The organism is Micromonospora sp. NPDC005237 (assembly GCF_040607775.1).
Lineage (GTDB): Bacteria > Actinomycetota > Actinomycetes > Mycobacteriales > Micromonosporaceae > Micromonospora.
The window spans coordinates 126,212-144,435 of sequence record NZ_JBEXHJ010000008.1 but is presented as its reverse complement, the minus strand read 5'-3'; the positions used below and the strand labels follow the sequence as shown (position 1 = coordinate 144,435).

The 18,224-nt window shown below is 71.2% G+C and carries 14 protein-coding genes and 1 pseudogene; 9 read left to right on the top strand and 6 right to left on the bottom strand.

All coding sequences use genetic code 11. From position 1 onward, the window contains the following. Nucleotides 1-594: pseudogene (locus ABZT87_RS22595) on the bottom strand (hypothetical protein); the annotation flags it as partial. A gap of 590 nt (nucleotides 595-1,184) precedes the next feature. On the opposite strand from ABZT87_RS22595, the gene ABZT87_RS22590 reads away from it, so the two are divergent. After that, on the top strand, nucleotides 1,185-3,005 hold the full coding sequence (locus ABZT87_RS22590; RefSeq protein ID WP_355066059.1) for a glycoside hydrolase family 6 protein: 1,821 nt from the start codon (nucleotides 1,185-1,187) through the stop codon (nucleotides 3,003-3,005). 122 nt (nucleotides 3,006-3,127) lie between these two features. Here ABZT87_RS22590 and ABZT87_RS22585 read toward each other — a convergent pair whose 3' ends face one another. The 5 genes from ABZT87_RS22585 to ABZT87_RS22565 all read right to left on the bottom strand — a co-directional run bounded on the left by ABZT87_RS22585 (nucleotide 3,128) and on the right by ABZT87_RS22565 (nucleotide 7,577). Then, nucleotides 3,128-3,511: a hypothetical protein gene (locus ABZT87_RS22585; RefSeq protein WP_354856981.1), complete on the bottom strand. Its 384-nt coding sequence runs from the start codon at nucleotides 3,509-3,511 to the stop codon at nucleotides 3,128-3,130. Between the two features lie 118 nt (nucleotides 3,512-3,629). Then, nucleotides 3,630-3,938: a hypothetical protein gene (locus ABZT87_RS22580; protein WP_354856983.1), complete on the bottom strand. Its 309-nt coding sequence runs from the start codon at nucleotides 3,936-3,938 to the stop codon at nucleotides 3,630-3,632. Nucleotides 3,939-3,952: 14 nt separating this feature from the next. Beyond that, the gene (locus ABZT87_RS22575) at nucleotides 3,953-5,611 is read right to left on the bottom strand and encodes a sodium:solute symporter family protein (RefSeq protein ID WP_354856985.1); all 1,659 of its coding nucleotides are present in this window, start codon (nucleotides 5,609-5,611) and stop codon (nucleotides 3,953-3,955) included. A 227-nt stretch (nucleotides 5,612-5,838) separates the two neighbouring features. After that, nucleotides 5,839-6,966, bottom strand: coding sequence for a hypothetical protein (locus ABZT87_RS22570; RefSeq protein ID WP_354856986.1), 1,128 nt, complete (start codon nucleotides 6,964-6,966; stop codon nucleotides 5,839-5,841). An 11-nt stretch (nucleotides 6,967-6,977) separates the two neighbouring features. Beyond that, a complete protein-coding gene (locus ABZT87_RS22565; RefSeq protein WP_354856988.1) occupies nucleotides 6,978-7,577 on the bottom strand; it encodes a hypothetical protein in 600 nt (199 codons plus the stop codon). Nucleotides 7,578-7,809: 232 nt separating this feature from the next. Here ABZT87_RS22565 and ABZT87_RS22560 point away from each other — a divergent pair, with 232 nt between their 5' ends. The 8 genes from ABZT87_RS22560 (at nucleotide 7,810) to ABZT87_RS22525 (ending at nucleotide 18,216) form a co-directional block, all read left to right on the top strand. Further along, nucleotides 7,810-9,300, top strand: a complete 1,491-nt coding sequence (locus ABZT87_RS22560) for a catalase (RefSeq protein ID WP_354856990.1) — start codon at nucleotides 7,810-7,812, stop codon at nucleotides 9,298-9,300. Nucleotides 9,301-9,543: 243 nt separating this feature from the next. Further along, entirely contained in the window at nucleotides 9,544-12,027 is a 2,484-nt protein-coding gene (locus ABZT87_RS22555) for a nitrate- and nitrite sensing domain-containing protein (RefSeq protein ID WP_355137912.1), read from the top strand. Then, the gene (locus ABZT87_RS22550; protein ID WP_354856994.1) at nucleotides 12,027-12,449 is read left to right on the top strand and encodes a roadblock/LC7 domain-containing protein; all 423 of its coding nucleotides are present in this window, start codon (nucleotides 12,027-12,029) and stop codon (nucleotides 12,447-12,449) included. The genes ABZT87_RS22555 and ABZT87_RS22550 overlap by 1 nt, the downstream gene beginning before the upstream one ends. Next, nucleotides 12,439-12,828 carry a DUF742 domain-containing protein gene (locus tag ABZT87_RS22545; RefSeq protein ID WP_354856996.1) on the top strand — a complete coding sequence of 130 codons (390 nt, stop codon included), beginning with the start codon at nucleotides 12,439-12,441 and terminating at the stop codon, nucleotides 12,826-12,828. Before ABZT87_RS22550 ends, ABZT87_RS22545 begins: the two co-directional genes overlap by 11 nt. Beyond that, complete coding sequence (locus ABZT87_RS22540; RefSeq protein WP_234582070.1) at nucleotides 12,809-13,411, top strand: ATP/GTP-binding protein; 603 nt, start codon at nucleotides 12,809-12,811, stop codon at nucleotides 13,409-13,411. Before ABZT87_RS22545 ends, ABZT87_RS22540 begins: the two co-directional genes overlap by 20 nt. Before the next feature lie 149 nt (nucleotides 13,412-13,560). Continuing rightward, nucleotides 13,561-14,598: a lactonase family protein gene (locus ABZT87_RS22535; RefSeq protein ID WP_354856998.1), complete on the top strand. Its 1,038-nt coding sequence runs from the start codon at nucleotides 13,561-13,563 to the stop codon at nucleotides 14,596-14,598. A 164-nt stretch (nucleotides 14,599-14,762) separates the two neighbouring features. After that, entirely contained in the window at nucleotides 14,763-16,517 is a 1,755-nt protein-coding gene (locus tag ABZT87_RS22530; RefSeq protein ID WP_355066074.1) for a substrate-binding domain-containing protein, read from the top strand. A 214-nt stretch (nucleotides 16,518-16,731) separates the two neighbouring features. Beyond that, nucleotides 16,732-18,216: a sugar transferase gene (locus tag ABZT87_RS22525; protein WP_354857002.1), complete on the top strand. Its 1,485-nt coding sequence runs from the start codon at nucleotides 16,732-16,734 to the stop codon at nucleotides 18,214-18,216. The last annotated feature ends 8 nt before the right edge of the window (nucleotides 18,217-18,224 follow it).

Here is an 18,224-nt window from a genome sequence, read left to right as displayed (position 1 = left end):
GGACTCCCAGTCCTTCTTGTCGCGGCTGTCGTCCGCGTCCTGGCCGTGCTCCTCGCCCGTCCAGTCCTTGCTGTCCTCGTCGCGGGAGGCGTCGGCGGCAGCGCCGCCGCCCTGGCCACCGGGCTGGGCGTCATCGGCGGACGGCTGCGACTCGTCGTCGCCGTGCTCGTCCTTGCCGTTCTCGTCCTTGCCCTCGTGGTCCTTGCCCTTGTCGTCCTTGCCGTGCTCGTCCTTGCCGTGCTCGTCCTTGCCCTGCTCGTCCTTGCCGTGCTCGTCCTTGCCCTTGTCGTCGTGGTCGTAGGAGTCCTCCTCCTCGCTCCACTCGCCGCGGTCCTCGCCCCGGTCGTCCCGTACCGGCTTGAGCTTGACCTTGCCGGTGACCTTGGACCACACGAACGCGTGCTCCTGCCGATCCGGGCAGATCTCGAGGAGCTTGACCTCGTCGCCGGCCTTCACGACGTGCGGCTTGGCGAAGACCTTGCCGTCGTCGTCGTGGTGCCCGTCAGCGAACGCGATCCCCGGCGCGAACACCAGGAGCGACGCGCCGCCGAGTGCGGCGCCCGCAACGACCTTCCCGAGCATCTTCTTAGCCATGACCTGCGTCACTCCATCCCTGTTGTCCTGAGCTCGGCGACAACCGAGCTAAGACCGACGTTAGACCGTTTCATGACTTATCAAGTGAAAGATTCGTGTTCTCACCTTTACTAATAGTAAGTAGCAAAGGAGTGCTACGGGGCTTTCGCGGCCCGTAGTGCCGTCTCGGGTCCCGCAGGACCTTGCGTACGCACCGCGCTGTTGCCGACCCGCAGTGCTCGACCCGCGGCGGTCATCCCGGTAACGGACGGCAGGTGCCGCTCGCGCTGCTCGGGGGTATCGTCCGAGTCGAGGGCAGGCCGCGCATCGAGCCATTGCCATGGAAGCGCTCCCATGCAAGAATCGGCGCACGCGGTTCGGGGAGCCACACCGCGCAGGCAGGTCGTCGAGGGCATCCGGTTCGCCGGACGACAACCGGCCGCCGAGCGGTCGGTGTCGCGCCGGCCAATCACCACCAACCACCACCGCCCGTCCGGGTCGGGCACCCCCCAATGAATCCCGTGGCGCCGGAGGCCGTCCGTGCAGGACGCCCGCCGGGCCGTCTCGCCGGGCCGTACGCGAGCCCGGTCTCGCCCAAGGAGATCAGTGGCATGAATGTGTGGAGAAGGCTGTCCGGCCCACGCCGGACCCTCGCGCTCGCAGGCGCGGGCGTTCTGGTCGCCGGCGGGCTGGTGACAATCCCGGTCACCGCGGCGCAGGCCGCGACGCAGTGCGACATCGCGTACACGACCAATGACTGGCAGGGCGGCTTCACCGCCAACATCACCATCAAGAACCTCGGCGACCCGGTCAACGGTTGGACGCTCGGCTGGACCTTCCCCAACTCCAGCCAGCGGGTGCAGCAGGGCTGGTCGGCCACCTACACCCAGTCCGGCAGCCAGGTCACCGCCCGGAGCTTGTCCTACAACGGCACCCTCGCCAATGGTGCGTCGACGAACATCGGGTTCAACGGCGCGTGGAGCGGCAGCAACCCGAAGCCGACCTCGTTCACCCTGAACGGTGTGGTCTGCAACGGTGGCACCGGTAACCCGACCACCCCGCCGCCGACCACGGCCCCGCCCACCACGGCTCCGCCGACCACGGCTCCCCCGACCACGGCGCCGCCGACCACGGCCCCGCCCACCACGGCCCCGCCGACCACGACTCCGCCGGGCACCAAGGTCGACAACCCGTACGCCGGTGTGCGCGGGTACGTGAACCCGGAGTGGAAGGCCAAGGCGGATGCCGAGCCGGGTGGAAGCCGGGTCTCGAACAACCCCACCGCCGTCTGGCTGGACCGGATCGCCGCCATCAACGGCACTCCGAACAGCAGCTCGAACGGCGCGTTCGGGGTGCGGGAGCACCTGGACGAGGCGCTGCGCCAGGGCGCCGGCTACATCCAGTTCGTGATCTACAACCTGCCCGGCCGGGACTGCTCGGCGCTCGCCTCCAACGGTGAGCTGGGCCCGAACGACCTGCCCCGGTACAAGGCCGAGTACATCGACCCGATCGCCGCGATCCAGAGCGACTCGAAGTACCGGAACCTGCGGATCATCAACGTCATCGAGATCGACTCGCTGCCGAACCTGGTGACCAACACGTCCGGTCAGGCCGGCGGCACGGTCATGTGTGACACGGTCAAGGCCAACGGCGCGTACGTGAACGGCGTCGGCTACGCCCTCGCCAAGCTGGGCGCGATCGGCAACGTCTACAACTACATCGACGCCGGGCACCACGGCTGGCTCGGTTGGGACAGCAACTTCGGCCCGACCGCCGACATCCTGAAGACCGCCGCGGTCGCCTCCGGCAGCACGGTCAACAACGTGCACGGCTTCATCACCAACACCGCGAACTACTCGGCGCTCGTGGAGCCGTACTTCAAGATCACCGACACCGTGAACGGCCAGACGGTGCGGCAGTCCAAGTGGGTCGACTGGAACTTCTACGTCGACGAGCTGTCCTTCGCCCAGGCGTTCCGTACCAAGCTGATCTCGGTCGGCTTCAACTCCAACATCGGCATGCTGATCGACACCTCCCGCAACGGCTGGGGCGGCGCCAACCGGCCCACCGGACCGGGCGCGACCACCAGCGTGGACACGTACGTCAACGGTGGTCGGATCGACCGCCGGGCCCACGCCGGCAACTGGTGCAACCAGGCCGGTGCCGGTCTCGGTGAGCGGCCCCGGGCGAACCCGGCCACGGGTATCGACGCCTACGTCTGGGTGAAGCCCCCGGGTGAGTCGGACGGCTCCAGCAAGGAGATCCCGAACAACGAGGGCAAGGGCTTCGACCGGATGTGCGACCCGACGTACGGCGGCAACGCCCGCAACGGCAACAGCCCGACCGGCGCCCTGCCGGACGCGCCGATCTCCGGTGCGTGGTTCTCGGCTCAGTTCCAGGAGCTGATGCGCAACGCGTACCCGGCTCTCTGATCGGGTAGCTCACGCGCCAACCCGCCGCCGGCAGTAGGTGAGGCACTGCCGGCGGCAGGTTTCCCGGGGTCCCCGGTCCGACCAGTACGGTCGGGCCGGGGACCCCCCTTTGTCCGCCCCGGTCAGGGCACGATGCGCTCGATCGCCGCGCGGCCCTGCTCGGCCAGGTCGCGACGGGCCTTGTCCAGGTTCTCCGGCGTGAGGTCCTGCCCGCGGGCCATCACCAGGTCCTCCGGCTCCCAGGGCTGCTCGGCCCCGGTACGGATGTTGTCGCCGCCCGCGCCGGTGCCCGTTCCGGTGGCGCCGGTGCCGGCGGCGTACGGGTCGCCGATCAGGTCGTCGGTGTCCGGAGCGAGGTCCGCCGGCCGATCGCGGGGCTCGGTGAAGGTCGGCGTGTCACGGTCGGGCCCGCCTCCGGTCCGCAGCTGCGGGACGGTGCTGTCGTCGTCCACCGCAGCGGCCGTTTGCGGGCTCTCCTCCAGCGGTCGGCGGTCGCGATCGGTCATGGTGCTGCCTCCTGTGTCCGACACGTTGCCTGATCCCCCTCGCGTACCCCGTGCGCGAGAGCCCATGCGCGACGCCGGCGCCGTCCGTGTGGACGGCGCCGGCGCGGCGGGCCTGAGGTCAGCTGTCGGGCTGCTGCTCGTTCGGGGTCGGCGCCTCGGCCGGGCGCAGCCACTGCCAGAGCAGCATGAGCAGGCCGAAGGCGAGCATCACGAGCCCGGCCCACAGGTTGATGCGGACACCCTCGGCCTTGTCGATCTCGGCCCGGCTGTCGAAGACGCCGATCAGCGTCACGATGATCCCGTACGCCACGAAGAGGCCACCGATCACCCGACGGATGTCGAACAGTCGGGCGGCGGCGGAGCGGCGCTCCTCGGCCTGCGTCTCGTCGATCAACGGGTCCTGCGCCGGCTGGCCGTCGTTGCTCATCTGCCGACTCCTTTCTAGAAGACCGGGATGTAGAAGAGGGCGGCGAGCGCGACCGCGATCACGCCCAGCAGCACGGGGGAGCGGTACCAGACGGCGTCCCCGGCGAGCACGTCGCCCTTCAGGTCGACGCCGCCCATGCCGTAGACCAGCCCGCGCAGCTCCTCGTCGCGCTTGGGCGCGGTGAGCGGGGTGAGGATCGCGGCGACCACCGCCACGGTGACGAACGCGATGCCGGCGCCCCAGAAGCTCTCCTCCAGGTCGGAGTTGAAGTCGATCACGCCGCCCTTGTAGAGCAGGTAGGTCGCCAGCGACGCCAGCGTGCCGAGCAGCAGCGACCAGAAACCGGCCAACGCGCTCATCCGCTTCCAGAACATGCCGATGATGAACGTGGCGAACAGCGGCGCGTTGAACAGCGAGAAGAGCGCCTGGATGTAGTTCATGATGTTGCTGAACCCGGACGCGATGAACGCCGTCCCGATGCCGATCACCACGGCGGCGACCGTCGCCCACCGACCGATGCGCAGGTAGTACTCGTCGGACCGGCCGCGGCGGACGTACGCCTGCCAGATGTCGTAGGTGAAGACGGTGTTGAAGCCGCTCACGTTGGCCGCCATGCCGGCCATGAACGACGCGAGCAGGCCGGTGACCGCCACCCCGAGCACGCCGTTGGGCAGCAGGTCCCGCATGAGCAGCGGAATGGCGTTGTTGTACTGCAGGTCGCCCTTCTCCGCGCCGAGCCCCTTCACCGTCACGAGGGCGACGAGGCCGGGGATGATCGTGACCAGGGGGATGAACAGCTTCGGGTACGCGGCGATGATCGGCGTACGCCGGGCGGCGCTCATGTTCTTCGCCGACAGCGCGCGCTGCACCTCGGCGAAGTTCGTCGTCCAGTAGCCGAACGAGAGCACGAAGCCGAGGCCGAACACGATGCCGATCCACTGCGCGCCGAGCGGGTTGTCGGTGCTGGCGGTGTCCTGCCAGGCGTGCAGACCCGCCTCGCCGAGCTTGGAGTCGCGGACCGCGTCCATCAGCCCGCCCACGCCGCCGACCTTGACCAGACCGATCACGGTGACCGGGATGAGGCCGGCCAGGATGACGAAGAACTGGAGCACCTCGTTGTAGATCGCCCCGGACAGGCCACCGATGGTGATGTACGCCAGCACGATCGCCGCGCCCACCACGATCGCGGTCCAGAGCGGCCAGCCGAGCAGCGCCTGCATGACCAGGGCCAGCGCGTAGAGGTTCACGCCGGCGATCAGCACCTGGGCGACGGCGAAGCTGAGCGCGTTCAGCAGGTGGGTCGGTCGGTTGAAGCGCAGCCGCAGGTACTCGGGCACGCTGCGGACCTTGGACCCGTAGTAGAAGGGCATCATCACGATGCCCAGAAAGACCATCGCCGGCACCGCGCCGATCCAGTAGTAGTGGACCGTCATGACGCCGTACTGGGCGCCGTTCGCCGCCATGCCGATGATCTCCAGCGCACCCAGGTTCGCGGAGACGAACGCGAGGCCGGTCACCCAGGCCGGCAGGGAGCGGCCGGAGAGGAAGAAGTCGACGCTGGTCCGGATCGCCCGCCGGGCGGCGAAGCCCACCCCGAGGACGGTGACGAAGTACAGCGCAAGGATCAGGTAGTCCAGCCCGTTCATATTGAGCCGCAGACCGCCGCCGTCCATCCCGTCACCCCTCGTCCCGACGTTGACACCGGATTCGATGCGCGCGCCCTATTACCCGCTCCGCGAGGTTTCATGCCTGCACGTCCGCTCCGCTGCGTTCGCGCCCGCTCGGGCGGCTTGGCCTTCGGCGTGCGACTGGCCGGTCTCGAGCACTCAGCCGCCACCCCTCAGGGACGCCGAGGGGCGCCCCGGCCGGCAGGCCGGAGCGCCCCGTCGATCGATACGCCTCAGCGACCCAGTACGCGGTCCAGGAAGTCCCGGTAGTTGCGGACGGCCATCCGCAGCTGCTCGGTGTCCGCCGAGCCGGCGTCCTGCCACCCGCCCAGGGTGTTCTTCTGCGCGGCCAGTGCCGAGGCGAGAGCCTGGATGGCCTCCTCCACGAGGGCTTGCGCCTCACCGGCCGCGGCGTGCGGATCGTCGACGAAACGCAGCTGCACGTCCCGCCAGCGGTCCCGGAATCCCTGTGCGGTGTCCCCGTCGAGGAGCGTGGCCGGTTCGGCGGCGACTGTCGAACCGGCGGGCCGCGACGTCCCGGCGGATTCCAGGGAGGCGCCGGCCGCCCCGGTGGTGACCGGTTCGGCGTCGGCGTCCGGGTCGACCATCTCCGGAGACGCGCTGCCATAGCCGGCCGCGCCCGCGGTCGCCGCGTCGGGATCGCCGGCCCAGTCGGTCAGGTCGCCGCGCCGCTCGGGCGCACCGTCCGTGCTGTCCGCGGCGACGACGGTGCCCGCGGAGGTCTCGGTGTCCGCGCGCCGGCCGTCGCCGTTCAGGTCGGCGTCCTCGTCGGTCGCCGGTGCGGCGTCCCGGTCGGTCTCCGGAACGCCGTCACGGCGGTGCAGTTCGGCGGTGGGGTCGGCGCGCAGACCCTCCCGCTCGCCGTCCTCGGCGCCGTCGCCCGGCTGGGCGGTCCGCTCGGCCCGCGGATCCGGCTGGTCCTGCGGGTTCGGGCTCGCCAGTGCGGACGCCGCCACCGCGTCGGCCACCGTGGTGGCGCCGAAGGCGGTCGGGAGCGGCCCCGGCTCGTGGAAGCCACCCTCGTCGTCGGGCCGGTTCCGGCGGTCGGTGTCGTCGGCCCGGTCGTCGTCGGCCCACTCGTCGTCGGTCCGGTCGTCGTCGGCCCGGTCCTGGAACGCTCCCGGGTCGGTGCCGTTGGCCCGCTCGTGGTCGGTGGCCGGGTCGTGGTCAGTGGCCCGCTCGTCGTCGGTGGTCGGATCGTCGAAGGTGCCCCGGTCGTCCAGGGCGTCCTCGGGTACGTCCGAGCGGGCGGCCCGGTCGGCGGTCGGCGGCACCGGCACCGGTGCGGACCGGACAGCCTCCGGATGGTCGTTGCTCACCTGCTGCTCTTCGTGGCGCATCGGTGGCCTCCTCAGCGGCTCGTGGCGTCGTGCGGAGTGTCCGGGTGGGAACCCTGTTCGGTCGTGCGCTGACCGACCGGCTCCTCGCCGAGCAGGTCGGCGAAGAGAGCCCGGTAGTGCACGACCGCCTGGCGCAGCTCCTCGGTGCTCGCCTCGCCCCGGGAGTTGCGGAGGTGGATCTCGTGCGCGTCCCGGTAGTTGGTCAGCGTGCGGGCGTGCTCGACGGAGAGGTGGGCGATCTGGTCGGAGAAGTCCCCGGTCGGATAGCCCTGCTCCTCGATGAGCCGGGTGACCAGTTCGTCCGCGTCCCCCACGGTCTCGCCCGGCGAGTCGATGAAGCGGATCTGGAGCTCTTCCCAGGCGGCGGCGTAACGGGCCCGCGACTCCGGGCTGAGCGGGGTGAGCGTGAGCTCGGCGTGCCGGCGTTCCCGGTCGCGCAGCTCGCGCTCCGCGGCGGACCGGCTGTCCTGCTCCTGCACCACCCGGTCGTACTCCGGCCCGAACCGGCTGCGCAGCGCGCGGCGACGGCCGATCGTCCGGACGGCCACGGCGAGCGCCGCGACGATCACCAGCACGACGAGCACGATGACGATTATCTGCGTGGGCGACATGGGCTCCTCCTTCGTCACCTGGTATTCCCTCCGCGTACTGATCGCCAATCCCGATCCGAGGCACTTTCCTCACCGGTCCTGGTCGGGTGTCGCCACAATTCGAGGCGAAAATTTGACTCATTCCAGATAACGCGCTTGGGTGGGTGGTGTCCGCCGTACGCCCCGCGAGCGACCCGGCCCGGCCACCCCGGGACCGGTCAGGCCCGCCGCACCACGCATCCGGAGGAGACCGATGAGCGACCCGCAGGCCGACAGGCCGACCCTCACCACCCGCCAGGGTCACCCCGTGCACAACAACCAGCAGCAACGGACGGTCGGCTCACGCGGGCCAGCCACGCTGGAGAACTACCACTTCCTGGAGAAGATCAGCCACTTCGACCGGGAGCGCATCCCGGAGCGGGTGGTGCACGCGCGCGGCTTCGTCGCGCACGGTGAGTTCGAGGCGTACGGGACGATCGGCGACGTGCCGGCGGCCACGTACACCCGGGCCAAACTGTTCCAGACCAGGGGCGCGAAGACCCCGGTCACCATCCGCTTCTCCACCGTCATCGGTGGCCGGGACTCCTCCGAGGCCGCCCGCGACCCGCGCGGCTTCGCGGTCAAGTTCCGCACCCAGGACGGCAACTGGGACCTGGTCGGCAACAACCTCCAGGTCTTCTTCATCCGCGACGCGATCAAGTTCCCCGACGTGATCCACTCGCTGAAGCCCGACCCGGTGACCTTCCGCCAGGAGCCGAACCGCATCTTCGACTTCATGTCCAACACGCCCGAGTCGATGCACATGCTGACCTGGCTCTTCTCCCCGTACGGCATCCCGCGGAACTACCGCACCATGCGCGGGTCCGGCGTGAACACCTACCGTTTCGTGAACGCCCAGGGCGAGGGCGTGCTGGTCAAGTTCCACTGGCTGACCCAGCAGGGCGAGCACAACCTGACCCAGGCCGAGGCGGATGCGATTCAGGCCACCGAGCTGGGCCACGCCTCGAAGGACCTGTACGAGGCGATCGAGCGCGGTGAGTACCCGCAGTGGGAGCTCAACGTGCAGATCATGAGCGACGACGAGCATCCCGAGCTGGACTTCGACCCGCTCGACGACACCAAGATCTGGCCGGAGGAGCAGTTCCCCTACCTGCCGGTCGGCATGATGACGCTCAACCGCAACATCACCGACCACCACAACGAGAACGAGCAGATCGCCTTCGGCACCGGCGTGCTGGTCGACGGGATCGACTTCTCCGACGACAAGATGCTCGTCGGGCGGACCTTCTCCTACTCGGACACCCAGCGCTACCGGGTCGGCCCGAACTACCTCCAACTCCCGGTGAACCGGCCGCGCGAGGACGTCCAGGTCAGCACCAACCAGGGCGGCGGCCAGATGTCGTACGGGGTGGACAACCGCGGTGGCAACCCGCACATCAACTTCGAGCCGTCCTCGGTGGCCGGTCTCCAGGAGGCCGACGAGTCCTACCGGGAGTACCGGCCCTTCGTCTCCGGGCACGTCATGAAGGCCCCGATCGAGCGGCAGGACAACTACGCGCAGGCCGGCCGGCGCTTCCGCGAGATGACGGACGCCGAGCGCGACGACCTGGTGCACAACCTGACCACGCTGCTGGCCCAGTGTGACAAGCACATCCAGGAGAAGATGGTCTGGCACTTCAGCCAGTGCGACGCGAGCTACGGCCGCCGCGTCGCCGAAGGGCTCGGCATCGCCGACCACGTCTGATCCGTACCGCGCCGGCACGAGCGCCCCACCGGTCACCGGTGGGGCGCTCGTCGTGCCGGGGCGCAGGCGCATTCCGCAGCGTCGATGTCGGCGCGACAGGCGGTAGTGCAACCGGGCGCGATTACGTATCCTGCCCAAGGCGCCCGCGCCGGTGCCCGGCCTGACGGCCGGGTGCGCGACCGGCGAGCGCGTTGCCCGGCGGTGCCGGCGCCCCTCCTGCCACCCCTGTACGGGCGAGGTCTGATGAGAACCCGCGACTGGCCGATCCGCTCGAAGCTGACCGCGTTGGTCGTCGCCCCGGTGACCGCGCTCCTCGCGCTGTGGATCTTCGCGACGACGTTGACGTTCGGCCCCGCCCTGAACCTGCTCTCCGCGCGCACTTTGCTGTACGACCTGGGCCGCCCCGGCGAGGTGGTCGTCACCGAGCTGCAACGCGAGCGTCGACTGTCGGTGGTGCAGCTCGCCGGCACCACCGAGCTGCCCGCCCTGGCCGAGCAGCGCCAGCGTACGGATCGGGCGGTCGCCGAGCTGCGTCGCCGGGTCGACGGGGAGGAGTTGCGCGACGCCGCCGACGAGTTGTTGGAGGACCGGGTCGACCGGCTGGTCACCGCCCTGGCGGCGTTGCCGACCGGACGGGACTTCATCGACGACGGCATGATGGACCGCGCCGGGGCCCTCGGCCTCTACAGCGGCATGGTCTCGGCAGCCTTCCAGGCGTTCTCCGCGATGGCGAATCTGAACGATCCGGCCATCAATCGACAGGCGCTGGCCCTCACCACGCTGGGCCGTTCCCGGGAGCTGCTCGGCCAGACCGACGCCATGCTGGCCGGTGTGCTGACCGCCGGGAAGTTCGCCGAGGGGGAGCACGCCCTGCTCGTGCAGGCCATCGGCAACCAGCGGTGGCTCACTGAGAGCGCGGTGGCCGACCTGCCCGAGGCCGGGCGCACCGCGTACCAGCGACTGACCGAGAGCCCGGCGTTCACCAGCCTGCGCGCGATGCAGGACGCGTTGATCGGGGCCAACGGGTCCGGTCGGCCACCGGTGGACGCGGCGTCGTGGCAGACCAGCCACGACGAGGTACAGCAGCAGTTGCGCGACTTCGAGCTGGCCGAGGCCGACGGGCTCACCGACCGTTCGGTGCCGATGGCCGTCGGGATCCTGGTCCGGCTGGCCGCCGCCGGTGTGCTCGGGCTCGCCGCCGTGGTGGTCTCGGTGCTTGTGGCGCTGCGGGTCGGCCGCACGTTGGTCCGGCGACTCAGCGGGGTCCGTACCGCCGCCCTGGAGCTGGCCGAGCACCGGCTGCCGGACGTGGTGACCCGACTGCGCCGCGGCGAGCAGGTCGACGTCGCCCGGGAGGCGCCACCCCTGGAGTACGGCAACGACGAGATCGGCGAGGTCGGGCGGGCCTTCACCGAGGTGCAGCGCACCGCCGTCCAAGCCGCCGTGGACGAGGTCACCCTGCGCCGAGGGCTCAACGAGGTGTTCCTCAACATCGCCCGGCGCAGCCAGGGCCTGGTGCACCGGCAGCTGCACCTGCTGGACCGGATGGAGCGTCGCGCCGAGGACCCGGACGAGCTGGCCCAACTGTTCCAGGTGGACCACCTGGCCACCCGGCTCCGCCGGCACGCCGAGGACCTGGTCATTCTCGCCGGTTCCGCGCCGGGCCGAGGGTGGCGCAACCCGGTCGCGATGGTCGACCTGGTGCGTGGGGCGATCAGCGAGGTCGAGGCGTACGACCGGGTGGACATCACCAGCGTGCAGCCCGTCGGCGTGCTGGGTCGGGCGGTCGGCGACATCATCCACCTGCTCGCCGAGCTGGTCGAGAACGCCACCGCCTTCTCCCCGCCGGACACCCGGGTGACCATCAGCGGGGAGCAGGTCGCCAACGGGTACGTCCTGGAGGTCACCGACCAGGGGCTGGGAATGTCCGCCGCCGCGCTGGAGAGCGCCAACACCCGGCTGGCCAGCTCGCCCGAGTTCGACCCGGCGCAGAGTGCCCGACTCGGCCTGTTCGTGGTGGCCCGGCTGGCGGCCCGGCACGCCGTCCGCGTACGGCTGCGGCCCTCCGAGGCGGGCGGCGTCACCGCCGTGGTGCTGGTCCCCACCGACCTGGTCACCACCGAGCCGCCGGCCGGCCCCGACCCGGCCACGCTGGCCGCCACCGCGGGCGACCGGCGTCTGGCCCGACCTGTGCGCCGAGGCGCGGTGCCCCGGCCCCGCGCCGGCCGTACCAGCCCAGCCGTGGCCGCGACCGCCACCGATGACCTGCCCACTCTCGCCCTACCCACGGGCCCGACGCCCGACCGCCCGTCCGCCGACGGACCGGGCGCCGGTGGGGCGGGCGCGGACGCGCCGGGCGCCAACGGCGAGTCGTCCTCCGACGGGACGATTGACGACCTGGAGGGGCTGCCCCGCCGGGTGCGACGGCGTACCCCCACCGCCCTGCCCCGGTCCACCGTCACCGACGCGCCGACGCCACGTTCGCCGGAGGAGGTACGCCGGGTGATGGCGGCTCTCCAGGCCGGCACCGCACGCGGCCGGGCCACCGTCGTCGCCCCGGGCTCGGCCGCTCGGCGCGGTGCACCCGGCACGCCCGCTCCGGCGAACCGCGCGGGCGCGACCCCGGCTGTGGCAGGCCCGGCTGTGGCAGGCCCAGCTGTGGCAGGCCCGGCTCCGGCGCCTCCGACGGCCTCCGAACCTCCGACCGCGACTGAGAGGGACGCCTAGTGCGGCAAACGACGAAGCAGAGCGCCAGCCTCGACTGGTTGCTCGACGAGTTGGTGCAACGGGTACCGGCCGCCCGGGAGGCGGTGGTGCTCTCCGCCGACGGGCTGCTGCTCGGCGCCTCGGCCGAGCTGGAGCGCTCCGACGCCGAGCACCTCTGCGCGCTCGCCGCCGGCTTCTCCAGCCTGGCCCGGGGCGCGAGCCGGCACGTGGACGGCGGTCCGGTCCGGCAGACGGTGGTGGAGATGGAGTCGGCGTACCTCTTCGTCACCGCCGCCGGGCAGGGTGCCTGCCTGGCCGTGGTGAGCGACGCCGACGCGGACATCGGCCTGGTCGCGTACGAGATGGCGATGCTGGTCATTCGCGTGGGGGAGAACCTCACCGCCGCCGCCCGACCGGTGACGGATGCCGGTGATGCGGGCTGAGCCGCCCGGCCCCCAGCACGAGTGGCTGGACGGCGACGCGGGCCCGGTGGTCCGCCCGTACACGCTCACCGGCGGCCGGGTGCGCTCGGCCGCCGACGGGTTCGACCTGGTCGCGTTCGTGCTGGCCGGCTCGGACCTCGACCTGGCGGCTCACCCGCAGCTGCCGCCGGAGCACCGGCGGCTGGTCACGTTGGCAGGTCGCCCGGTGTCGGTGGCCGAGCTGGCGGCCGAGCTGGACCTCGCGGTCGGCGTGATCCGGGTGCTGCTCGGTGACCTCCTCGCTCAGGGGCTGGTCGCGGTGCACGAGCCGCCGGCCGGCAGCGACCTTCCCGACGACGACATCCTCAAGGCGGTGGTCAGTGGACTCCGTGCGCTATGACCAGGCGGGCACCTCGGTCACCGTCCCGCTGGCACTGAAGATCCTCATCGCCGGGGGCTTCGGTGCCGGCAAGACGACGCTGGTGAGCGCGTTGAGCGAGGTTCGACCGTTGCAGACCGAGGAGGTGCTGACCGACGCCGGCGTGGGCACCGACGACATCTCCGGGGTGGAGGGCAAGTCGACCACCACGGTGGCGATGGACTTCGGCCGGATCACCATCAACGACGACCTTCAGGTGTACCTGTTCGGCACCCCCGGCCAGGACCGGTTCTGGTTCCTCTGGGACGAGTTGGCCTTCGGCGCCCTCGGCGCGGTGGTGCTCGCCGACACGCGGCGGCTGGCCGACTGCTTCCCCTCGATCGACTACTTCGAGCAGCGTGGCATCCCGTTCGTGGTGGGCGTGAACTGCTTCGAGGACACCCGTCGGTTCGAGCTGGAGACCGTACGCCGGGCGCTCGACCTGGATCCGGACGTGCCGATGGTGCTCTGCGACGCCCGGGACCGGCAGTCCGGTAAGCTGGTGTTGATCTCCCTGGTCGAGCACGTGGCCCGGCAGCGCGGTGAGCCGGTGCCGGCCGCCTGAACCGGCCCCGCCGCGGGCGGGCGGCCTGGCGTCGGCCCGCCGACGCGGGATCGGCGGGCCGATCCGGTCCTCGGAAAGCCGGTTAGCGGGTCGGCTTCGCGGGCAGCTCTGGTTGGATCTACTCCAGGATGCCGGCAAAGGGGTGCAGCGTGACTGGTCAGGGCGAGATCGTCCACATCGGGGGTTACACCGCGCAGAGCGGAGGGCGGGGCAGCGGCATCGTCGCCGCCCACCGGGACCCGGCCACCGGGGCGCTGACCCCCCTCGGCACGGTGGCGGTCACGCCGTCACCGTCGTTCCTCGTGCGGCACCCCACCCGTCCGGTGCTCTACGCGGTGAACGAGCTGACCGACGGGGAGGTCAGCGCCTGGCAGGTCGGGCCGGACGGCGCGCTGGACGCGCTCGGCAGTCGGTCGACCGGCGGCGCCGAGCCCTGTCACCTGGCGGTGCTGCCCGACGGTGACCACCTGGTGGCGGCCAACTACGGCGGCGGCAGCGTCGCGGTCTTCCCACTCGACGCCCAGGGCGTGCCCGGCGAGCGCACCGATCTGGTGGTGCACGAGGGGCACGGCCCCGACCCGGAACGCCAGGACCGGGCGCACGCCCACATGGTCTCCCCGGGCCGGGGCCGGGAGCCGCTGCTCGCGGTGGACCTCGGCACCGACTCGGTCTACCGGTACGACCTGGACGGCGCGAGCGGGCGGCTGGTGCCGCGCGGTCCGCGGATGCGGACGGCGCCCGGCACCGGGCCCCGGCACCTGGCCCGCCATCCCGACGGCCGGCGCTGCTATCTGGTCGGCGAGCTGGACGCCTCGGTCACCGCGTACGAGGTGACCGACGAGGGGGCACTGCACCAGCGTGGCCGGGTCGAGGCGAGTGAGCGAGCGGGCCACGTCCAGCCGTCGGAGGTCGCGGTCGACCCGGACGGCCGTTTCCTCTACGTCGCCAACCGCGGGGTCGGCACCATCGCTGTCTTCGACCTGGCCGGTGAGCTGCCCGATCTGGTGGCCGAAGTGGACACCGGCGGTGAGTGGCCGCGACACTTCGCCCTCATCGGGGAGCACCTGTACGTGGCCGACGAGCGGGCGGACATGGTGCGGGCCTTCCGGCGGGACGCGAGCACCGGCATCCCGGCCCCGGTCGGCGAGCCCGTCCCGGTGGCGAGCCCGACCTGCGTGCTGCCGTGAGTCGGTCGGCGGCGGGACCGGACGTGAGAGGGAAACCGGTTTGGCAACGCCGTGGGGCCGCCTCGTCACACTCTGTTGCTAATTGGTGATCAACTGTTTCTCCTGCGTAACTTTAGTCCGAACGGATGTGGCAGAGACGGCACCTAATACGCAAGATGGTCAGCGTGTCAGCAGGCCGCCATCGCATGCGTACAAAACTTCATCTAGCAGCCGCCGCCGCGACGGCGACGGTTCTCGTCGTCACCACCGGCGTCTGGTTCGGCTATAAGGAGCTGGTCCAGCCCAGCTGTTCGGGAGAGATCCGACTCGCCGTGGCGGTCGCCTCCGAGCTGGCGCCCGCCGTGGACGCCGCCGCGTCCCAGTGGGTCAAGGACGGCGCCGCGGTCGGCCCCACCTGCATCCGGGTGGACGTCTCGGCGTCCGACCCGGTCGACGTGGCCGCCGTGGTGGCCGCGAAGCACGGTGCCGTGCTGGCCGGCGTCGGCCAGGCCAGCGGCACGGCGGTCACTCCGGACGTCTGGGTGCCGGACTCCTCGACCTGGCTGCTGCGACTGAAGAAGGACGCCACGGCGTTCGCGCCCACCAACGGCGCCTCCATCGCGCGCAGCCCCGTCGTCGTGGCGATGCCCGAGCCGGTGGCCACGCGGCTGGGCTGGCCCAACGCCAAGTTCACCTGGGCCGATCTGCTCAAGCAGGTCAACAGCAGCAAGCCGCTGCGTACCGGCATCGTCGAGCCGACCCGGGACGCGGCCGGCCTGTCCGGCCTGCTCTCGCTGACCACGGCCGCCAGCGGTGCCGGCGGGGACGCCCAGCGCAACACCGTCGGCGCGCTTCGGGCGCTGGCCACGGGTCGCTCCTCGCTCCGCAACGACCTGCTGGCCCGCTTCCCGACCGCCACGGACCCGACGTCCATCGCGAGCGCGCTCGGTGCGGCGGCGCTCTCCGAAGAAGACGTGATCGCCTACAACAGCAAGAAGCCCCCGGTGCCGCTCGCCGCGCTCTACATGGAGCCGGCCCCGATGCCGCTGGACTATCCGTACGCGGTGCTGCCCGGCATCGAGCCGACCAAGGCGGCGGCGGCAAAGGTGCTGTTCGAGCTGCTCACCGCCCCGAAGTTCCGCGACCGGCTGGCGGCGCAGTCGCTGCGCGGTCCGGACGGCAACTGGGGTGCCGGCTTCAACGCGCCGCAGGGCGCCCCGAGCCCGGCCGGCGGCGCGTCGACCGCCCCGGCGGCCGGCGGCACCGCGGCGGGCGGCCTGGACCCGGCCGCGATACAGCGTGTCGTCTCCAGCTGGTCGATCGCCACCCAGTCGGGTCGGATGCTCGCCGTCATCGACGTCTCCGGCTCGATGAAGGACCTGGTGCCCAGCGCAAACAACCGCAGCCGGGAGGAGGTCACCGTGGACGCGGCCCGCCGCGGCCTGGGACTCTTCGACGACTCCTGGTCCATCGGCCTGTGGACCTTCTCCACCAAGCTGGTCGGCAACCGGGACTACCGGCAACTGGTCCCGATCGGGCCGCTCTCCGGCCAGCGGGCGCAGTTGGAGGGGGCACTCGCCACCATCAAGCCGTCCAGCGGTGACACCGGCCTCTACGACACCATGCTGGCCGCGTACCAGGCGGTGCAGGAGGACTGGCAGCCCGGCCGGGTCAACTCCATCGTGCTGTTCACCGACGGCAAGAACGAGGACGACAACGGCCTCAGCCAGGGGCAACTGCTCGCCAAGCTCAAGCAGGTCGCGGACCCGGAGCGGCCCGTGCAGGTCATCATGATCGGTATCGGCGAGGGCGTCAGCAAGACCGAGTTGGAGTCGATCACCAAGGTGACCGGTGGCGACGTCTTCGTCACCAAGGACCCGAACGAGATCGGCAGCATCTTCCTCACCGCCATCGCGCGCCGCCCCCCGGCGCCGCGCTGACCGGCCGCACAGCAGGAGAAACCCGCCGTACCGCGTCAGCCGGTACGGCGGGTTCCTTTTATGGCCGCAGGGTTGAAGAAAAGTGACGGCAATACGTCGGAAGCAATCGGCAGCCATAGTTATCAAGGCAGGATGTCGACGTGTCCCGGCATCGTCCGTCCGCCTCCGGTCCGACTCGTCGGCCGGGGCCGTCCTGAGCAGAGTGGGAGGGCCGGTGACCGCGGCGACACTGTTGACCCCCGCCAGCACCTCGGCGACGCCGGAGGGCCCGCCGAGCGGGCTGGTGGCCCGCGCCGACGAACGGTCCTACGTCCGGGTCCTGGTCGTGCTGGACACCACAATCCTCATCATCGCGCTGCTCGTCGGGTACGTCGGCCGGTTCGGGGACGAGGAGCCGGTCGGCTCCAAGATCCCGTACGTGCTGGTGGCGCCGGGGTTGGTCCTGGCCTGGCTGATCTCCCTCAAGGCGCTCGGTTGCTACGACGACCGGGTCGTCGGCTACGGGGCGGACGAGTACCGGCGGGTCAGCTCGGCGAGCCTGCGGTTGGCCGGCGCGATCGCGATCGCCGGCTACATCGCCGACGTCGGCGTCTCCCGTGGTTTCCTCGGCATCTCGTTCGCGGTCGGCACGGTCGGGCTGGAGGTGACCCGGTTCGTCGCGCGCAAACGCCTGCACCGGGCCCGCTCGAAGGGCACCGGCTGGTCCCGCAAGGTGCTCGTGGTCGGCGACACCGCACACGTCCTGGAGTTGGTGCACACCCTGCGCCGGGAGCCGTACGCCGGCTATCAGGTGGTCGGCGCGTGCATCCCCGACGCGCTGCTCGCGCCGGTGGCCCAGCGGCTCGGTGACGTGCCGGTGGTGGGATCGTTCCGGGGCATCCCGGAGGCCGCCACCGCGATCGGCGCGGACACGGTCGCGGTGACCGCCTCCGGTGAGCTGACGGCGGCCCGACTGCGTCGGCTCGGCTGGCAGCTGGAGGGGACCGGCGTCGACCTCGTCGTGGCGCCCGCGCTGACCGATGTGGCCGGCCCACGGATCCACACCCGTCCGGTCGCCGGGCTGCCCCTGATCCACGTCGAGGCGCCCGAGTTCCGTGGTGCGCGCAAGCTGGTCAAGGGGTTCGTCGACCGGTCGGCGTCGTCGCTGGCGTTGGCGCTGCTGCTGCCGCTGATCGCGGTCATCGCGTTGGCCATCAAACTGGACAGCCGGGGGCCGGTGCTCTTCCGGCAGGTCCGGGTGGGTCGGGGCGGCCAGGAGTTCGGCGTGTTCAAGTTCCGGACGATGGTGGTCAACGCCGACGCGCTGCTCACCGAGCTGGCGACCCGCAACGAGACCGACGGCCTGATGTTCAAGATGCGCGACGACCCTCGGGTGACCCGGGTCGGCCGGCTGCTGCGCAAGTGGTCGCTGGACGAGCTGCCGCAGCTGGTCAACGTGCTGCTGGGCCAGATGAGCCTGGTCGGGCCGCGTCCGCCGCTGCCCTCGGAGGTGGCCCGCTACGACGGTGACGTGGCCCGGCGGCTGCTGGTGAAGCCCGGCATGACCGGGCTGTGGCAGGTCAGCGGTCGATCCGACCTGAGTTGGGAGGACGGCATCCGACTCGATCTCTACTACGTGGAGAACTGGTCGCTCGCCGCCGACCTCACCATCCTCTGGAAGACCGCCGGCGCGGTGCTGAACAGCCGCGGCGCGTACTGACCGCCGCC

What these genes read in the sequence shown, in the direction of transcription:
- ABZT87_RS22585 (WP_354856981.1), bottom strand. Translation starts at nt 3,511, where the DNA reads ATGACCGATCGCGACCGCCGACCGCTGGAGGAGAGCCCGCAAACGGCC.
- ABZT87_RS22570 (WP_354856986.1), bottom strand. Translation starts at nt 6,966, where the DNA reads ATGCGCCACGAAGAGCAGCAGGTGAGCAACGACCATCCGGAGGCTGTC.
- ABZT87_RS22590 (WP_355066059.1), top strand. Translation starts at nt 1,185, where the DNA reads ATGAATGTGTGGAGAAGGCTGTCCGGCCCACGCCGGACCCTCGCGCTC.
- ABZT87_RS22575 (WP_354856985.1), bottom strand. Translation starts at nt 5,611, where the DNA reads ATGGACGGCGGCGGTCTGCGGCTCAATATGAACGGGCTGGACTACCTG.
- ABZT87_RS22560 (WP_354856990.1), top strand. Translation starts at nt 7,810, where the DNA reads ATGAGCGACCCGCAGGCCGACAGGCCGACCCTCACCACCCGCCAGGGT.
- ABZT87_RS22580 (WP_354856983.1), bottom strand. Translation starts at nt 3,938, where the DNA reads ATGAGCAACGACGGCCAGCCGGCGCAGGACCCGTTGATCGACGAGACG.
- ABZT87_RS22555 (WP_355137912.1), top strand. Translation starts at nt 9,544, where the DNA reads ATGAGAACCCGCGACTGGCCGATCCGCTCGAAGCTGACCGCGTTGGTC.
- ABZT87_RS22545 (WP_354856996.1), top strand. Translation starts at nt 12,439, where the DNA reads ATGCGGGCTGAGCCGCCCGGCCCCCAGCACGAGTGGCTGGACGGCGAC.
- ABZT87_RS22565 (WP_354856988.1), bottom strand. Translation starts at nt 7,577, where the DNA reads ATGTCGCCCACGCAGATAATCGTCATCGTGCTCGTCGTGCTGGTGATC.